This window comes from Streptomyces sp. NPDC058664, from assembly GCF_042716635.1.
Lineage (GTDB): Bacteria > Actinomycetota > Actinomycetes > Streptomycetales > Streptomycetaceae > Streptomyces.
Window position 1 is genome coordinate 1 of record NZ_JBHXRW010000006.1, and the last position, 15,499, is coordinate 15,499.

The window sequence follows — 15,499 nt, forward strand, 5'->3', positions numbered from 1 at the left end:
GAGCTGTGCGGCGTCACGCTGGCCCGTGCGCACGCGCGGTCCGGCGACCGGATCGCGATCGCCGCGTACCTGGGCAGCGGCGACTCCTTCGACCGGGCCCTCGCCACGTTCGCGGAAGCCTACGCCGACCAGAACGAGCGCGACCACCAGGCCCTCGTCGACGCCGTAGCCGCGGGCCGGCTGCCCGCGGAGGAACTGCCGACGACCTGACCGGGGGAAGGGGCCCCGGGGCCTGTGGAACCGCTGCCTTCCGGGGAACCCCTCATCAGGTCACCGCTCGGTGGGCGAGCTGTCGTTCGCCCCGTCCGTAGGTGCACGGCCTTGCAGCCGGCGGCCCTCCTGGACTGCTCCCACCAAGAGTCGGGCAGCCACGCCGATCAGCAGCAGGTTGGCCACCATCTGACCCATGACCAGCAGCCGCGCGGGTTCGCTGCGCGGGCTGATGTCGCCGAAGCCGACCGTGCTGAACACCGTCATCGTGAAGTACAGGGCGTCGGTCCGCGACAGCGATTCGCTGAAACTCTCCGGCGCGCTGTGCGCCAACAGGTAGTAGGTCGCGGCGAACAGCAGCAGGAAGAGGGGAAGCGCCGTCGCCAACGCGGTCAAGGCCCGAAGACCCGGCCGGGCGGAACGCATGATCGTGCGCACCTGCCAGACCAGGAGCGCGGCCACCACCACGCCACCACCCAGGAGCGCCAAGACGGTGGCCGCCGTGAAGGCCGAGTCGAGGGGCAGCACGTAGTAGGCAGCCAGGAGGACCGCCAGTGTCAGAAGAGAACGCACCGTGGTGAGTAGAGCCGCTCGACGGCCGTGTGGATCCCTGCCCACGTTTCCCCTCTCGGTCGTACAGGATGCCGTGACCGCGCTACTGCGCCTGCCAGAGGGCAGTCACACTCTGCCGGGCGATTCCGATGCCGTACGGCAGGCGCACCACGAGGTCACCGGCCCGGCGGCGCCGACGTCAATCACGCACCATGGCCTCACCCGGACATCGATAGGTGACCTGTTACGGGCGATCCGGGAGGCTCCGGCCAAGATCCGGACCATACCCGGACCACGACGCCGGCCGACGGCACTACGACGGTCGTTTCTTCAGGTCGCCACCAGTGCTGCTGGTGTCGTACTCGCCGAAGAAGCTCGGGTTCTTCCAGGGACACAAAGAGAGGCGCCTGAACTGGTCTTTTGCCCACCAGACGCCAGACGCAGCCTCATCCATCACAGCAGTCGACCCGCGCCGGAACTCCCGGCCCCGTCCAGGAACTTGGCGTAGAAGCGGAAGAGGACCTCGACGCTCCGGCCGGCCCGGCCGGCGGGCGCACTCGGCCGGGTCGACGCCGGAGTGCAACCAGAAGGAGACTCCGGCGTGCCGAAGGTCGTAGGGCCTCTCGGCCAGACCTGAGGCGCGCTCCAGACGTGTCAGGCCGTACTCCCCGGCCCGCGCCCACGTGACGCCGTATGCCGATGCATCTACATAGTTCCCCTTCCCGGTCCGAAATAGCCAACCGTCCTGTGCCACGCCGAAACGTTCGATGGGGGTGGCGAGCGCACGGACGAACTGCGGCGGGATGGGCACGGGCCGCTTAGAGGTCCTCACAAAGGCGTTGGACGTGTCGGTGGGTGATCAGGCAGGTAGCGGGGCCGAGGAAAACCTCGTGGATGTCGTCGCGTCGTTCCCCTCGGACGCGTAGGCGCCGGAAGCCGTGAAGCCAGGCGATCGTCCGTTCGACGACCCAGCGGTGGACGCCGAGGCCGGAGCCGTGCGGGACGCCTCGGCGGGCGATCGCGGGTTTGATGCCCTGGGCCCAGACGAGGCGGCGGTACTTGTCGTGGTCGTGGCCGCGGTCGGCCAGCAGAATGTCGGGGCGTCGTCGCGCTTTGTCCGTCCCTGGGCGGGAGGTTTCGTGATGATGTCCTGGGCAACCCGGTTCCGGTTCTCGAAGTACCTCAGTGATTCCCTGTGGCTGACGCCGATGCTCGGGATGGTCCTCGGGGCGCTCCTCGCCCAGTGGGCCGTCGTGGTGGACGGTACCGGCGCACTGCCGTCGACCTGGACCTACGCCGAGTCGACCGCCAGCAGCGTGCTGAGCTCGATCGTCGGAGCGATGATCGCCCTGGTGGGCTTCGTGGTCACGATCGGCGTCCTGGTCGTCCAACAGGCCACCGGCACCCTGTCCCCGCGCTACATGCGAATCTGGTACCGGAGCTACCTTCAGAAAGCCGTCCTTGCCACGTTCACCGCCACCTTCTCCTTCGCCTTCTTCCTCCTGACCTCGATCGGGGCGGAGACAGTGCCGGACCTCGGCATTACCCTGGCCGGCCTGGGCGGCGCCGTCAGCCTCGTGCTCCTGCTCGTCTACCTGAACCGCTTCGCCCACAGCCTGCGGCCGGTCGCGACCGCTGCCATCGTCGGGCGCATGGGCCAGCGCCTGATCGCCGAGCTGACGGCAGCGGACCGCAACGCGACCGCCTTCCACAGCCGGACGCTGCCCCCAGGACCGGCGACCCCCGTCTCCGCCACACGCGCCGGCGCCATCCAAGCCATCGATGTGGGCGGGCTGATCGCCCTCGCGGCCCACCACGAGTGCACGATCGTCCTGACCCACCCGGTCGGGGACTTCCTGCCGCCCGGAGCCACCCTCGCGCGAATCCACGGCGGAACCACCCGCCCAGCCCCCCGCCGCGTGCGAGGAAAGATCGCCCTCGGCGTCGAGCGCACCATCGAGCAGGACCCGGCCTTCGCCTTGCGAGTCCTCGTCGACATCGCCACCCGCGCACTGTCCCCCGCCGTCAACGACCCCACCACCGCCATCCAGGTACTCGACCACATCGAAGCGTTCCTCCACACCCTCGACAGCGCCACACTGCGCAAGCGCCATGTCGTCACTGACGAACGAGGCAGGGCTCTGCTGGTCGTGCCGGACCGGTCGTGGGAGGACTACCTCCAGCTCGCCGTCAGCGAGATCCGCGACTTCGGCGTGACGTCCGTCCAGGTGTGCCGCCGGATCAGGGCACTGCTGGACAGGCTCCTGGAGACCGTACAAGCCGGGAACCGGGCCGCGGTCGAGACGGAGCTCCACCGACTGGACGCCGCGGTCGAGCGGACGTTCGGAGATCCGGACCAGCGTGCCTTCGCCATGACGGGCGACCGTCAGGGCATCGGTACCGGCGCAGATGAAGACGACGCGCAGGAGGGTCAGGGCTCGCCGCAGGACGGTCCCTGAAAACGCACCGAACCACGACACGCGCGGCCCGACGACGCTCTCTCCATGATGTCGTTCGTCGCCCGCGGTTCATCGGCCGGAGGATCCCGCCGAACCGTGCGCGACCCCGACGTCTCACTGTTCCACCCCCAACCAAGTCCCGACCAAAGCTGTTCATTCGAGGCGGCCGCGTCTCGCTCCGGCATGAGCGTGCACGCAGGTCAGAACGTCCGTAAGGTCGATATATGGATATGGCGCAGGAGAACCATGCTCCCTGCGCTGACCGCAGCCATGCCCGATCCGGTCAGGAGACGACCGGGTAGGGCGAGTTCCTTCGTAACCCGTAGCCCCGCGCACAGTGTGAGGACCGGCCAGGAGGTAAGGACGATGTCGCAGTCGCACCTTTCCGGCGCACCGGCGCATGCTCGGCGATCGGCCCGGCTGGCGTTGGTCTGCGCGCTGGGCGCGGTGGTGGCGTTGGTGGCAGCGGGCGGCGCCGGCGGTCTGCTCATCCTGGTGGTCGGGGTGGTCGGCTCGGTGCTCACGGGCATGGGTACGTGGTGGGCGCTGTCTCGGCGTGGCGCGGTTCGAGTGGCCGGGGCGCTACTGATGGTGGCCGCGCCGGTGGCCATCCTGGTCATCTACGCCTGGGCTGATGTGTGGCTCACGGCGCTGATCGCCATCGCGTTGTGGGCAGCCGCTGTGGTGTGCGGACGGTCGGCGCTGCGCGCGGTGCACCAACCCCAGGGGATGCAGGCGGTTGCCGCGGGCCCCCGCCCCCGGCGTCCAGTGCTGATCATGAACCCGAAATCGGGCGGTGGCAAGGTCGGCCGGTTCGGCCTGGTCGAGAAGGCCGAGGCGCTGGGCGCCCGGGTGGTGCTGCTGGACACGGCGGTCAAGACGGACGTCGCCGCCCTCGCCCGTCAGGCGGTGGCCGAGGGCGCGGACCTGCTCGGGGTGGCGGGCGGTGACGGCACTCAGGCCCTTGTGGCCGAGGTGGCCGCCGAGCACGACCTGCCGTTCCTCGTGATATCCGCGGGCACCAGGAACCACTTCGCCATGGACCTCGGCCTGGACCGCGAGGACCCGGCCCGGTGCCTGGACGCACTGACCGACGGGGAGGAACTCCGGATCGACCTGGGCATCGTGGGCGGCCGCACCTTCGTCAACACAGCCTCGTTCGGCATCTACGCGGAGATCGTGCAGCGTCCGGACTATCGGGATGCCAAGGCAGACACAGCACTGGACGCACTGCCCGACCTCCTGCTCGGATACGCCGGTCACCCTCTCGACGCGGTGACGGACGACACGCGCCTGGAGTCCCAGCAGGCGCTGCTGATCAGCAACAATCCCTACGACGCCCCAGAACCGATGACCCTGGGCGGCCGCAGACCCCGGCTCGACCTCGGAGCGCTGGGTCTCGTCGGGATCCGGGTGACCAACGCGGCCCAGGCGGCCGACGTCGCGCTCCTGGGTGCCAGGGCGGCCGGCCTCCACGAACTGACCTCCCACCAGATCGTCATCAGGTCTGACGCGGAGAGCCTCCCGGTCGGCGTGGACGGAGAGTCCCTGACCATGCCCGCACCCGTCACCTGCTCCATCCGCCCCGGCGCGTTGCGCGTACTGGTACCAAGGCTTCGCCCGGGGGGCCCGGCGGCCAGTCCGCCCATGGACTGGCGCGAGGTCTTCACACTGGCCCTCGGCCGGACACAGCCGGGCGAGGCAGCGGAGGGCCGGCCCGGCGGGGCGCCTGTCTCGTGACTCCGAGTGCATCACCCCCGGACAGCCGTCAGCAAGATCCGGTAGATCCACGTGGAGGACTTCACGATGCCCGCACCGGTGAGGTCCGGCGGCGTCAGGGGGCTGGGCGGCGTGACCATCGCCGGCGACAGCCCCAGCCGGCTGCTGCGCAGCGCGCAGCCATCCCGCTGCCGGGAATGCGGCAACCGCATCGACCGGCACGCCACGAGCGGCCACCAGCACGTCGGCCTTCATCCCGCCGAAATGCCGTCGGCTCTGGCTCCCGCCCGGCACCGCTGGCACCTGGTCACCGGCGTCGCCCACCCCTGTCTGCGGTCGACCTCGCCGTGTACGACCTGAGCGGCATCCCCTACCGGGAACAGGTGCGCTGGCGCACTCAACGCTGTCCGGCCCATGCGGCGACACCCGGTGCAGCGGACCTCGCCCTGTCCGACTGGGAGCCTTTCGATCCCCTGCTTCACCGCGAGTACCTGGCCACCCGGCTCCCCGAGGAGCCGCGCCGACGCGGCTGAACCCGCACACGCCACAAGGTCCCACCCGCCCCACGCCCATCCCCCGATTCGGAGTACGCACCGTTGTTCACCCCCACCGACGAGCAGGCACACGCAGCCGACCGCTTCAACGCAGGCCATCACATGGCCCTTCAGGCCGGGGCCGGGACCGGCAAGACCTCCACACTCGCCCTGCTTGCCCACGGCGCCAAACGCCGAGGGCCGCTACCTCGCATACAACCGCGCCATCGCCCAAGAAGCCGCCTCACGCTTCCCCTCCACTGTCACCTGCAAGACCGCCCACGCACTGGCTTATGCGGCTGTCGGCCACCGACACTCCCGTCGGCTCGGTGTCCCCCGCCGCCCCGCCTGGTGGACAGGGCAAGTCCTAGGGATCAACCGTCCCGTCCATATCGCCGGGAACATTCTGAACCCCACCACCCTGTCCAACGCCGTCCTGCGCACGGTGACCCGCTTCTGCCATTCCGCAGACGCCGCGTTCACACCACGCCACGTCCCGCTCCTGCGCGGAATCGACGCCACCGATCAGCATCAGGAGCTCGCTGATCTGGTACTCCCTTTCGCCGAGACGGTCTGGGCCGACCTGCAGAATCCGGACGACGGGGCGGTCCGATTCGGCCCCGACCACTTCCTCAAGATCTGGTCCATGACCAATCCGAAGATCCACGCCGACTTCCTTTTCCTCGACGAGGCCCAGGACACGAACCCCGTCATCGAGCAGATCTTCAACGGCCAGCGGGAACACGCCCAGCTCGTCATGGTCGGGGACTCCGCTCAGGCCATCTACCACTGGCGCGGCGCCAAGGACGTCATGACCGGTTTCGAAGGAACGCACCTCACGCTCTCCCATGTCCTTTCGATTCGGACCCGGTCTCGCAACGGAAGCCAACAGGTGGCTTGCCCTCGCCGAATCGCCACTGCGTCTCAGCGGCAGCACCACCAGATCCACCGATCTCGGTCCGGTCGCCGCCCCCGACGCAGTCCTGTGCCGGACCAACGTGGGGGCAATACACCATGTGATGGCTCTCCTGTCCTACGGCAGCCGGGTCGCGCTTGCGGGAGGCGGAGAGAGCCTCCGTTCCCTCGCTCTCGCCGCCCAGCAGCTCCAGGAGGGCCGCCCCACAAGCCACCCCGAACTCGTCCTGTTCCCCACCTGGGGAGCCGTTCAGGACTACGCCGCGTACGACCCGTCCGGACGAGACCTCCAGCCCTTGGTGGACCTCGTGGACACCCACGGGACCCCGGCCATCCTCGCCGCCGTCGGCCGGCTCAGCCACGAACTCAACGCCGAGATCACCGTGTCCACGGCTCACAAGGCCAAAGGACGGGAGTGGAACAGCGTGAAGATCGCCGACGACTTCATGCCTCCCCAGGACACCGCCGAGCAGGATGACAGGGGACGGCCTGTGCCGGGGCCGATCGACGTAGGCGAAGCACGCCTCGCCCGCGTCGCCGTCACCCGCGCCAGCCACCGGCTTGACCTCGGCAGCCTGTCCTGGATCAACGAACACTTTCAGGGCCGATCCTGAGGGTGTCAGCCCCGCGTGCAGACCTTCGAGTCGGGGTGACGAACCTCTCGGGAAGACTCGCCTGACGACCAGGACCACGTCGAAGAAGGGCAAACGATCTTGGTGCCAACTATCCCTCTTTTGCGCCAACCATAAATCTTCGTCACAGCCTTCTACCGGCGTACCCGGGGCATGCCCAGGCCTATCCAGGAGATGATCTCGCGCTGGATCTCGTTGTTGCCGCCGCCGAAGGTGAAGATGACGGCCGAGCGGTAGCCGCGTTCCAGTTCGCCGTGGAGGACCGTGCCCGCCGACCCCTCCTTGAGGGCGCCTGCGGCGCCGACGACCTCCATGAGGGCCGCGTAGGCGTCCCGGCGGGCCTCGGAGCCGTAGACCTTGACGGCGGAGGCGTCCTGCGGGGTGAGGGTGCCGTGCTGAACGGCGCTCACCATCTGCCAGTTGAGGAGTTTCATCGCGTCGAGCCGGACGTGGGTGCGGGCGAGGGAGCGACGGACCCAGGGCAGGTCGATGACGCGGCGGCCGTCGGTGAGCGGGGTGGCGGCGGCCCAGCGCTGTACGTCGTGGAGCGCGCGGATCGCCATGGTGCCGTGGGCGGCCAGGGTGACGCGCTCGTGGTTGAGCTGGTTGGTGATCAGGCGCCAGCCCTTGTTCTCCTCGCCGACGCGGCGGGAAGCCGGGACCCGGACGTCGTCGTAGTAGCTGGCGGTCGTGTCGTGCGAGGCGAGGGTGTTGATGATCGTGCACGAGTAGCCCGGGTCGGTCGTCGGGACGAGGAGCATGGTGATGCCCTTGTGGGGCGGCGCGTCGGCGTCGGTGCGGACCGCGAGCCAGACCCAGTCGGCGGTGTCGCCGTTCGTGGTCCAGATCTTCTGGCCGTTCACCGTGTAGTGGCCGGTGGTCTCGTCGCCCTCCCGTACCGCGCGCGTCTTCAGGGCCGCGAGGTCGGTGCCCGCGTCGGGCTCGCTGTAGCCGATGGCGAAGTCGAGTTCGCCGGAGAGGATGCGGGGCAGGAAGTACGCCTTCTGCTCCTCGGTGCCGTACCGCATGATCGTCGGTCCGACCGTGTTCAGCGCCATGAGCGGCAGGGGCACGCCCGCCTGCGCGGCCTCGTCGAAGAAGATGAACTGCTCCATGGGGGTCAGCCCGCGTCCCCCGTACTCGGTCGGCCAGCCGACCCCCAGCCAGCCGTCGGTGCCGAGCCGGCGCACGGTCTCCCGGTAGAAGCGCTTCTGCGCGGCCGGGTCCGCGTAGCGGGTGTGGACGTCGTCCGGGACCAGCTCGGCGAAGTACGTACGCAGCTCGGCGCGCAGGCGGTTCTGGGCGGGCGTGTATTCGAGGTGCATGAGGCCTCCCGTGGCGGCGGTCCTGCGGCGTCCTCGGTGCGGTGAGACGCGCGACGGCGGCCACGGTAGAACGTGTTCCATAAATGCGGAAGCCTCGGGGCGGCTCCGGACAGCCCGTCGCCCCGGATCGGTACCTTCGGATCCGGGGCGACGGGGTAGGTGCTGAGGAGGGTTCCTGGACCGGGCTCGGGCCGGTCTACGGCAGGAGCTCGTCCATGGAGGCGCGACCCTTCTCCGCCATGCGGCGTTCCGCCCAGGCGAGGCTCTTCGGATTGACGTCACGGCCGGAGGCGAGGACCAGGTCCTCCGCCGTGAACTCGCCCTCCGAACCGGCGTGCAGCAGCCGGTCGGGCGTCGGGAAGTCCCCCAGGGACGTCTTGTCGGGCTCAGCGTTCATGCCGCCTCCTACGTATTCTTCCGGCACTGGCCATTCTCGTGTCCGGTCACCCGGAGCGCATCCGGGCGGGTGGAGAGCGCCGCGGCCGGACAGGCGGCGAGGCGGCCGCCACCGGGCGCTCCCAGGCGCCGGGGCGACCGCGTCCCGGCGCCCGGCCGGGGCGGTGGGCGGCCCGTCGCGCGGGCCCGCCATCCCTCCGCCCCGCCGCCCCCTCCGCACTGCCGTCCCCTCCGCCCCGCCCGTACCACCCGTAACCCCCGCCCCGGCGGCATCCCCGTCGGCGAGGCGAACTCGCGCCACGCCGTGTCACCGCCATGGCGTCGGCGGGGTGCGGGTTCGACAATGGGGAGGATGACCGATGACGACCGGCATACGCGCAACGGCGAGATCGGGCCCGCCGAGTGGCTCGCCATGAACCGGGCCGGCAGCTTCGACTGGGATCTCGACACGGGCACCATCGATGTCGACGCGTCCGGGCTGCTGGTCTTCGGGCTGACCCCGGACGCCTACGACGGCCGTCCGGCGACGCTGGTCGAACGTCTCGCCCCCGACGAGCGGGTCAAGCTGGAAGAGGTCGTACGGCGGGCCGTCACCGGCGGAGAGGTCTCGTACACCGCGCACTTCCCCATCCCGCAGGACGACGGGCCACCCCACTGGACGCAGGTGCAGGCCCGTATCCTGCGCTCGCCCGACGGATGGGCCCGGCGGATCGTCGGCATCGTGCGGGACACCACCGCCGAGGTCACCCGCTTCGCCTTCGTGCAGGAGCTGGAGAAGCGGCGCGAGGTGCAGACGAGCATCGTCGAGCGAACGACGAACGCCCTGTCGCGCGCGGTGACGGTGGACGACGTGACGGCCGCGCTGACCGGTCCCGGCGGACTCGCCCGGCTCGGTGCGGACGGGCTCGCGCTCGGGCTCGTCGAGAACGGCTCGCTCAACATCATCGCGCTCAGCGGCGAGTCCCTCGACGTACTGAGCGACCTCCGGATCCGCCGCCTTGATCGAGGGCTGCCGCTGGCCGAGGCCGTGCTGAGCGGGCGGCCCCGGTTCGTCTCCTCGTTCTCGTCGCTCGGGCGGGACTTCCCCGAGCTCGCCCCCTACCTGGCCCACCTCGACTTCCGGGCCGCCTGCTATCTGCCGCTGGTGGCGCAGGCACGGTCCCTCGGCGGCATGGCCCTGTTCTACCGGGGCCGCACCTCGTTCAACGCCGACGAGCGCAACCTCGCGCTCGGCCTCGCCGCGATCGTCGCCCAGTCGCTCCAGCGGGCGATCCTCTTCGACGAGGAGCGGGAGCTCGCGACGGGGCTCCAGGCGACGATGCTGCCCCGCCGCATCCCGGAGATCACCGGCGGTGAGATCGCCGTCCGCTACCACGCGGCCTGGAGCGGCCGGCAGGTCGGCGGCGACTGGTACGACGTGATCCCGCTGCCCCGGGGCCGGGTCGGGATCGTCGTGGGCGACGTGCAGGGGCACGACACGCACGCCGCCGCGATCATGGGACAGCTGCGGATCGCCCTGCGCGCGTACGCGGGCGAGGGGCACGCCCCGTCGACGGTCCTGGCCCGGGCCTCCCGGTTTCTCGCCGAACTGGACACCAACCGCTTCGCCACCTGCACATACGCCCAGGTGGACCTGGGCAGCGGCACGCTGCGGGCGGTGCGGGCCGGGCATCTGGGGCCGCTGATCCGGCACATCGACGGCCGGGTCGGACAGCCCAATCTGCGCGGTGGGCTGCCGCTGGGGCTCGCCACCGTCTTCGGGGACGAGGAGTTCCCCGAGACCCGGCTCGACCTCGTGCCCGGGGAGACCCTCGTGCTGTGCACGGACGGTCTCGTCGAACAGCCCGGCTCGGACATCGAGGCCGGACTCGTCGCGCTCTCGGAGGCGATCAGGACCGGTCCGCCGCAGGCTGAGGCGCTCGCCGACCACCTGTCCGAGCGGCTGTGGGAGCGCTGGGGCTCGGGCGACGACGTGGCGCTCCTCGTGCTGCGGCGCAGCCCCGACCCGGGGACGCCGAAGGCGCCGCGCATCCACCAGTACATCCACCAGGCCGACCCGCAGGGCCTCTCGGACGCGCGCGCGGCCGTCGGGCAGGCGCTGCGCGACTGGGGCATGCCGGAACTGGCCGACGACGCCGAACTGATGACGGGCGAGCTGCTCGTCAACGTCCTGCTGCACACCGAGGGCGGTGCGGTGCTGACCCTCGAAGTGCTGCCCGAGCCGGTGCGGCGGGTACGGCTCTCGGTGCAGGACCGGTCGAGCGCCTGGCCCCGGCGGCGCACCCCCGGCGAAGCCGCCACCTCGGGGCGCGGGCTGATGCTGCTCGACGCGCTCGCCTCCCGGTGGGGGGTCGAGCCGCGCGGCGAGGGCAAGGCGGTGTGGTGCGAGATCGGGCCCGTACAGGTGCCGGCCGACACCGCCCCGAACGGTGCCTGAGAAGGAGCGTCATGGATCCCGTGGCCGCGCTGAACCGGATCGCGTTCCTGCTCGAGCGTGCGCGGGCGCCGGGATACCGGGCGAAGGCGTTCCGTACGGCGGCGGGCGCGGTCGCCTCCCTGCCGGAGGGCGAGGCCGCGCGGCGGGCGGACGCGGGCACCCTGGAGTCCGTGAAGGGGATCGGGCCGAAGACGGCGGCCGTGGTGCGCGAGGCGCTGGCGGGGCGGGTGCCGGAGCACCTGGCCCGTCTGGAGAAGGAACTGGAGGAGTCGCTGCGGTCCGGGCCCGGGAGCGGCGGTGAGACGCTGCGGGCGGCCCTGCGCGGCGACTGCCACCTCCACTCGGACTGGTCGGACGGCGGTGCCACGATCGAGGACATGGGCCGTGCGGCGGCGGCGCTCGGCCACGAGTGGGCGGTGCTGACCGACCACTCGCCCCGGCTCACGGTGGCGCGGGGCCTGTCGCCCGAGCGGCTGCGGGAGCAGCTGGACGTGGTGGCCCGGCTGAACGAGGAGTGGGCGCCGTTCCGTCTGCTGACCGGGATCGAGTGCGACATCCTGGAGGACGGCTCGCTGGACCAGGAGCCCGGACTGCTCGACCGTCTGGACCTGGTGGTCGGTTCGGTCCACTCGAAGCTCCGGACGGACGCGAGGACGATGACCCGGCGCCTCGAACGGGCGGTGCGCGACCCGCTGATGGACGTGCTCGGGCACTGCACGGGCCGTCTGGTGGCGGGCGGGCGGCTGCGGCCGGAGTCCGAGTTCGACGCGGAGCGGGTGTTCGCCGCGTGCGCGGAGGCGGAGACGGCCGTCGAGATCAACAGCCGCCCCGAGCGGCTGGATCCGCCGCGCCGGCTGCTGCGGCTCGCGGTGGCGGCGGGCACGTACGTCGCGGTGGACACGGACGCGCACGCCCCCGGCCAGCTGGAGTGGCAGATCCTCGGCTGCGCGCGGGCGGAGGAGTGCGGGGTACCGGAGGACCGGGTGATCAACACCTGGCCGGTGGAACGCCTGCTGGAGTGGACGGCGGGCTGAGCCCGGCCGGGGCGGCCTGGGTCCGGCCGGGGGCGGCGGCCTGAGCTCCAGCCGGAGAGGCCGCCTGAGCCCCGGTCGAGGGCGGCGGCCTGAGCCCCGGCCGGGGAGGGACCGCCCTCGGGTTCAGGCGCGCTGCCAGACCGTGGTCGCGTTGCAGAACTCGCGGATGCCGTGGCCGGAGAGTTCCCGGCCGTATCCGGAGCGCTTGATCCCGCCGAAGGGCAGCGCCGGGTGCGAGGCGGTCATGCCGTTGACGAAGACGCCGCCGGCCTCCAGGTCCCGGACGAAGAAGGCGAGGTCCTCCGGTGAGCGGGTCCAGACGTTGGAGCTGAGTCCGAACGGGGAGTCGTTGGCGACGGCCACCGCCTCCTCGATGTCGGCGACCGGATAGACCGTGGCGACCGGGCCGAAGGTCTCCTCCTGGTGGATCCGCATCTCCGGGGTGATGCCGGTGAGGACGGTGGGCTGGTAGTACCAGCCGTTCCCGAGCGCGGGGGATTCGGGGCGGTGGCCGCCGCACAGGACGGTGGCGCCCCGCCGTACCGCGTCGTCGACGAGTTCCTCCAGGTCGGTCCTGCCCCGCTCGGTGGCGAGCGGCCCGACGTCGGTGGACTCGTCGAGGGGGTCGCCGACGCTCAGGGCGTTCATGGCGGCCGTGAAGCGCTCGGAGAAGTCGTCGTACACGTCCTGGTGGACGATGAACCGCTTGGCGGCGATGCAGGACTGCCCGTTGTTCTGTACGCGCGCGGTGACGGCGGTCTTCACGGCACCGACGATGTCGGCGGAGGGCATGACGATGTACGGGTCGCTGCCGCCGAGTTCCAGGACGGTCTTCTTCACCTCGTCGCCCGCGACGGCGGCGACGGCCCGGCCCGCCGGTTCGCTGCCGGTGAGGGTGGCGGCGACCACCCGGGGGTCCCGCAGCACCGCCTCGACGTCGCTCGAGCCGATGAGGAGGGTCTGGAAGCAGCCCTCGGGGTATCCGGCGCGGCGGAAGAGGTCGCCGAGGTAGAGCGCGGTCTGCGGCACGTTGGAGGCGTGCTTGAGGAGGCCGGTGTTGCCCGCCATGAGGGCGGGCGCGGCGAAGCGGACCACCTGCCAGAGCGGGAAGTTCCACGGCATGACGGCGAGGATCGGGCCGAGGGGCCGGTAGTGGACGCGGGCCACGTCCGCGCCGGAGTCCTGGACGTCGCTCTCGGCCGGGTGCTCGTCGGCGAGGAGTTCCTCGGCGTTGCCGGCGTACCAGCGCATGGCCTTGGCGCACTTGCCGGCCTCCGCGCGGGCGGCGGTGATCGGCTTGCCCATCTCCACGGTCATGGTGCGGGCGATGTCCTCGGTGTCCTCGTCGAGGAGGTTCGCGGCGGCACGCATGAGGCGGGCGCGGTCGGCGAAGGAGGTGGTGCGGTACTGGCGGTACGCCTCGTGCGCGGCGGCGATCCGTCGCTCGACCTCCTCGGGCCCGTGGGCCTCGTAGGTGCGCAGCGTCTCGCCGGTCGCGGGGTTCACGGTGGCGATGCCCATGACCTGTCTCCTCCTGTCATCGGCCCCCGTCTGCAACCTTCCGCCAAGCACGGCGGAGCGCAACAGGGACGGGGCGGTGGGGTGACCCGGATCGGGGCCGGGGGGACGCGACCCGGTCAGGCGGTCAGCCAGGCCAGCGCGCCGGAGAGGTGCGCGCGGAAGGCCGGGTCGCGGTACGTCTCCGGGGCGTGGCCGAGGGCGGTGAAGAAGAAGCGTCCCCGGTCCACCTGGCGGCACCAGACGAGCGGGTGGTCGTCGCCGTGGGTGCCGCCGCGGTAGGTGGACTCGTCGGCCCGGGCGAGGATCCGTACGCGGTCGGGGCCGGTCTTCGCACCGGTCCCCCGCGGGTCGGAAGTGAAGTTGTACCACTCGTCGGTCCGGGCCCAGCGGTCCGGGAGCGGGGCGGTGGCGGGGTGGTCGTGGTCGTCGACGAGGACGATGCCCGGCTGGATCTCGGGGTGGCCGTCGAAGCGGGTGCCGAGCAGGTCGCCGTAGAAGGGCCAGTCCGGCTCGGCGTTCGCCGCCGCGTGGACGGCGAGGACGGCCCCGCCGCCCCTCAGGTACGCCTCGAAGGCGGCGCGCCCCTCGGGCGTCAGGACGTTCCCGGTCGTGGACAGCAGGACGACGACGGCGCAGCCTGCCAGGCGCCCGGGGGTGAAGGCGCCTGGGTCCTCGGTGACCTCGGCCGGCCGTCCGAGGTCATGGGCCAGCTCCGCGAGCGCGGCGGCGCCGTCGGGGATCGACTCGTGGCGGTAGCCGGTGGTGCGGGTGTAGATCAGGACGTCTGCGGTGGACACGCGGTCGACTCCAGAACGAGGGAAACAAAAGGACGGTAAGCGCTTTCTACCAGATGGCGACCGTCGCCACCGAAAACCCCGGGCCGCAGCCCCCGCCGCTCCGGCACACTGCCCCGATGACGACGATCGACACCCCCGCGTCCGCCCACGCCCGCAAGGCCCTCGCCCATGTGGCCGACCGTTCCGCCGGAGACCCGCTCGACCCCTCCCTGCGGGTCACCCTCAACTTCCATCCGCACTTCCTCCACCGGCTCGCGGACGAGGGCGTCTACCGCTCGCAGTTCGTCACCGGCACGAGCAACGGCGGCCTCACCGCCCATCCCGGCGGAGACCGCCGGCGCTGGGAGAGCCGCATCTTCGGCGGGGCGTACGACGAGGCCCCCGCGGACACGCGCCCGGTCTACGGCGCACTGAACTTCCGCCGCCGCCCCTTCGGCGCCGCCCCCCCGCTTCGGCTCCGCCCATCTGCGGCTGACGGCCGCCGCCCTGGAGCGGGCGACCTTCTGCTACCCGGACAGCTTCCTGGAGCCCACCGACTTCGGCGTGGCGTCCCGGATGGGTCTGATCGCCCTCGCCGAGGCCGACGACGCGGACCCGCTCGACGACTACATCGAGGCGCAGGTCCACGGGCCGACGGCGATCGGGCGCGACGTGGAGGCGCTGGTCCTCGACCCGAGCCACCGGGGCACGGAGGTGGAGGCGGCCGCCCGCCGGCTGCCGTGTCCCGTCGAGTGGCACGGCGGCTTCCGGCTCTCCGTCACCGAACTGCGGCGCCACCCGGACTTTCGCGGTCCCGAGTACGTGGAACTGGGCACCCTCCTGGCGGTCGACGGGTGGCTCGACCCCCGGATCGTGCAGGAGGCGGCGGGTTCGGGGCGGTACGACCCGCAGGACGTGAAGAAGGTCTGGCACTGCCTGGCCCGCTTCGGGGCGACCGCCGACCACTGAGCGGGCGCCCGGCCTCGCCGC

At 71.4% G+C, this 15,499-nt stretch carries 11 protein-coding genes and 3 pseudogenes; 8 read left to right on the plus strand and 6 right to left on the minus strand.

Features of this window, described 5'->3' with window-relative positions:
• Positions 1-210, plus strand: a 210-nt coding sequence (locus ACFWUY_RS06820) for a DUF2252 family protein (RefSeq protein WP_384102843.1), incomplete at its 5' end; no start/stop codon positions are given.
• A gap of 60 nt (positions 211-270) precedes the next feature.
• Here ACFWUY_RS06820 and ACFWUY_RS06825 read toward each other — a convergent pair.
• Both ACFWUY_RS06825 and ACFWUY_RS06830 read right to left on the minus strand, forming a co-directional pair.
• Positions 271-783, minus strand: coding sequence for a potassium channel family protein (locus ACFWUY_RS06825; protein ID WP_384102845.1), 513 nt, complete (start codon positions 781-783; stop codon positions 271-273).
• A gap of 797 nt (positions 784-1,580) precedes the next feature.
• Positions 1,581-1,877 (minus strand): annotated as a pseudogene (locus ACFWUY_RS06830) (transposase); the annotation flags it as partial.
• A 27-nt stretch (positions 1,878-1,904) separates the two neighbouring features.
• Between ACFWUY_RS06830 and ACFWUY_RS06835 the strand changes: the two are divergent.
• The 4 genes and pseudogenes from ACFWUY_RS06835 (at position 1,905) to ACFWUY_RS06850 (ending at position 7,002) form a co-directional block, all read left to right on the plus strand.
• Positions 1,905-3,221, plus strand: a complete 1,317-nt coding sequence (locus ACFWUY_RS06835; protein WP_384102847.1) for a DUF2254 domain-containing protein — start codon at positions 1,905-1,907, stop codon at positions 3,219-3,221.
• 366 nt (positions 3,222-3,587) lie between these two features.
• A complete protein-coding gene (locus tag ACFWUY_RS06840) occupies positions 3,588-4,961 on the plus strand; it encodes a diacylglycerol/lipid kinase family protein (protein WP_384102849.1) in 1,374 nt (457 codons plus the stop codon).
• Positions 4,962-5,027: 66 nt separating this feature from the next.
• A complete protein-coding gene (locus ACFWUY_RS06845) occupies positions 5,028-5,300 on the plus strand; it encodes a DUF6083 domain-containing protein (protein ID WP_384102851.1) in 273 nt (90 codons plus the stop codon).
• Positions 5,301-5,536: 236 nt separating this feature from the next.
• Positions 5,537-7,002 (plus strand): annotated as a pseudogene (locus ACFWUY_RS06850) (UvrD-helicase domain-containing protein).
• A gap of 152 nt (positions 7,003-7,154) precedes the next feature.
• Here the strand turns inward: ACFWUY_RS06850 and ACFWUY_RS06855 are convergent.
• Together ACFWUY_RS06855 and ACFWUY_RS06860 are read right to left on the minus strand one after the other, a co-directional pair.
• On the minus strand, positions 7,155-8,345 hold the full coding sequence (locus tag ACFWUY_RS06855) for an acyl-CoA dehydrogenase family protein (protein WP_384102853.1): 1,191 nt from the start codon (positions 8,343-8,345) through the stop codon (positions 7,155-7,157).
• Positions 8,346-8,541: 196 nt separating this feature from the next.
• The gene (locus tag ACFWUY_RS06860; RefSeq protein WP_030216321.1) at positions 8,542-8,742 is read right to left on the minus strand and encodes a hypothetical protein; all 201 of its coding nucleotides are present in this window, start codon (positions 8,740-8,742) and stop codon (positions 8,542-8,544) included.
• Between the two features lie 351 nt (positions 8,743-9,093).
• On the opposite strand from ACFWUY_RS06860, the gene ACFWUY_RS06865 reads away from it, so the two are divergent.
• Positions 9,094-11,178: a SpoIIE family protein phosphatase gene (locus ACFWUY_RS06865; protein ID WP_384102856.1), complete on the plus strand. Its 2,085-nt coding sequence runs from the start codon at positions 9,094-9,096 to the stop codon at positions 11,176-11,178.
• Between the two features lie 11 nt (positions 11,179-11,189).
• Complete coding sequence (locus ACFWUY_RS06870; protein ID WP_384102858.1) at positions 11,190-12,212, plus strand: PHP domain-containing protein; 1,023 nt, start codon at positions 11,190-11,192, stop codon at positions 12,210-12,212.
• A 123-nt stretch (positions 12,213-12,335) separates the two neighbouring features.
• Here the strand turns inward: ACFWUY_RS06870 and ACFWUY_RS06875 are convergent, their stop codons facing one another.
• Together ACFWUY_RS06875 and ACFWUY_RS06880 are read right to left on the minus strand one after the other, a co-directional pair.
• Positions 12,336-13,733: an NADP-dependent succinic semialdehyde dehydrogenase gene (locus tag ACFWUY_RS06875; RefSeq protein WP_384102860.1), complete on the minus strand. Its 1,398-nt coding sequence runs from the start codon at positions 13,731-13,733 to the stop codon at positions 12,336-12,338.
• A gap of 116 nt (positions 13,734-13,849) precedes the next feature.
• Positions 13,850-14,530, minus strand: a complete 681-nt coding sequence (locus ACFWUY_RS06880) for a ThuA domain-containing protein (protein WP_384102862.1) — start codon at positions 14,528-14,530, stop codon at positions 13,850-13,852.
• A 116-nt stretch (positions 14,531-14,646) separates the two neighbouring features.
• Here ACFWUY_RS06880 and ACFWUY_RS06885 point away from each other — a divergent pair.
• Positions 14,647-15,478 (plus strand): annotated as a pseudogene (locus tag ACFWUY_RS06885) (DUF3626 domain-containing protein).
• The last annotated feature ends 21 nt before the right edge of the window (positions 15,479-15,499 follow it).

Bases quoted from the DNA above. Each gene is read 5' to 3' on its own strand.
- ACFWUY_RS06835 (WP_384102847.1), top strand. From the start codon at position 1,905: ATGATGTCCTGGGCAACCCGGTTCCGGTTCTCGAAGTACCTCAGTGAT.
- ACFWUY_RS06840 (WP_384102849.1), top strand. From the start codon at position 3,588: ATGTCGCAGTCGCACCTTTCCGGCGCACCGGCGCATGCTCGGCGATCG.
- ACFWUY_RS06845 (WP_384102851.1), top strand. From the start codon at position 5,028: ATGCCCGCACCGGTGAGGTCCGGCGGCGTCAGGGGGCTGGGCGGCGTG.
- ACFWUY_RS06855 (WP_384102853.1), bottom strand. From the start codon at position 8,345: ATGCACCTCGAATACACGCCCGCCCAGAACCGCCTGCGCGCCGAGCTG.
- ACFWUY_RS06860 (WP_030216321.1), bottom strand. From the start codon at position 8,742: ATGAACGCTGAGCCCGACAAGACGTCCCTGGGGGACTTCCCGACGCCC.
- ACFWUY_RS06865 (WP_384102856.1), top strand. From the start codon at position 9,094: ATGACCGATGACGACCGGCATACGCGCAACGGCGAGATCGGGCCCGCC.
- ACFWUY_RS06870 (WP_384102858.1), top strand. From the start codon at position 11,190: ATGGATCCCGTGGCCGCGCTGAACCGGATCGCGTTCCTGCTCGAGCGT.
- ACFWUY_RS06875 (WP_384102860.1), bottom strand. From the start codon at position 13,733: ATGGGCATCGCCACCGTGAACCCCGCGACCGGCGAGACGCTGCGCACC.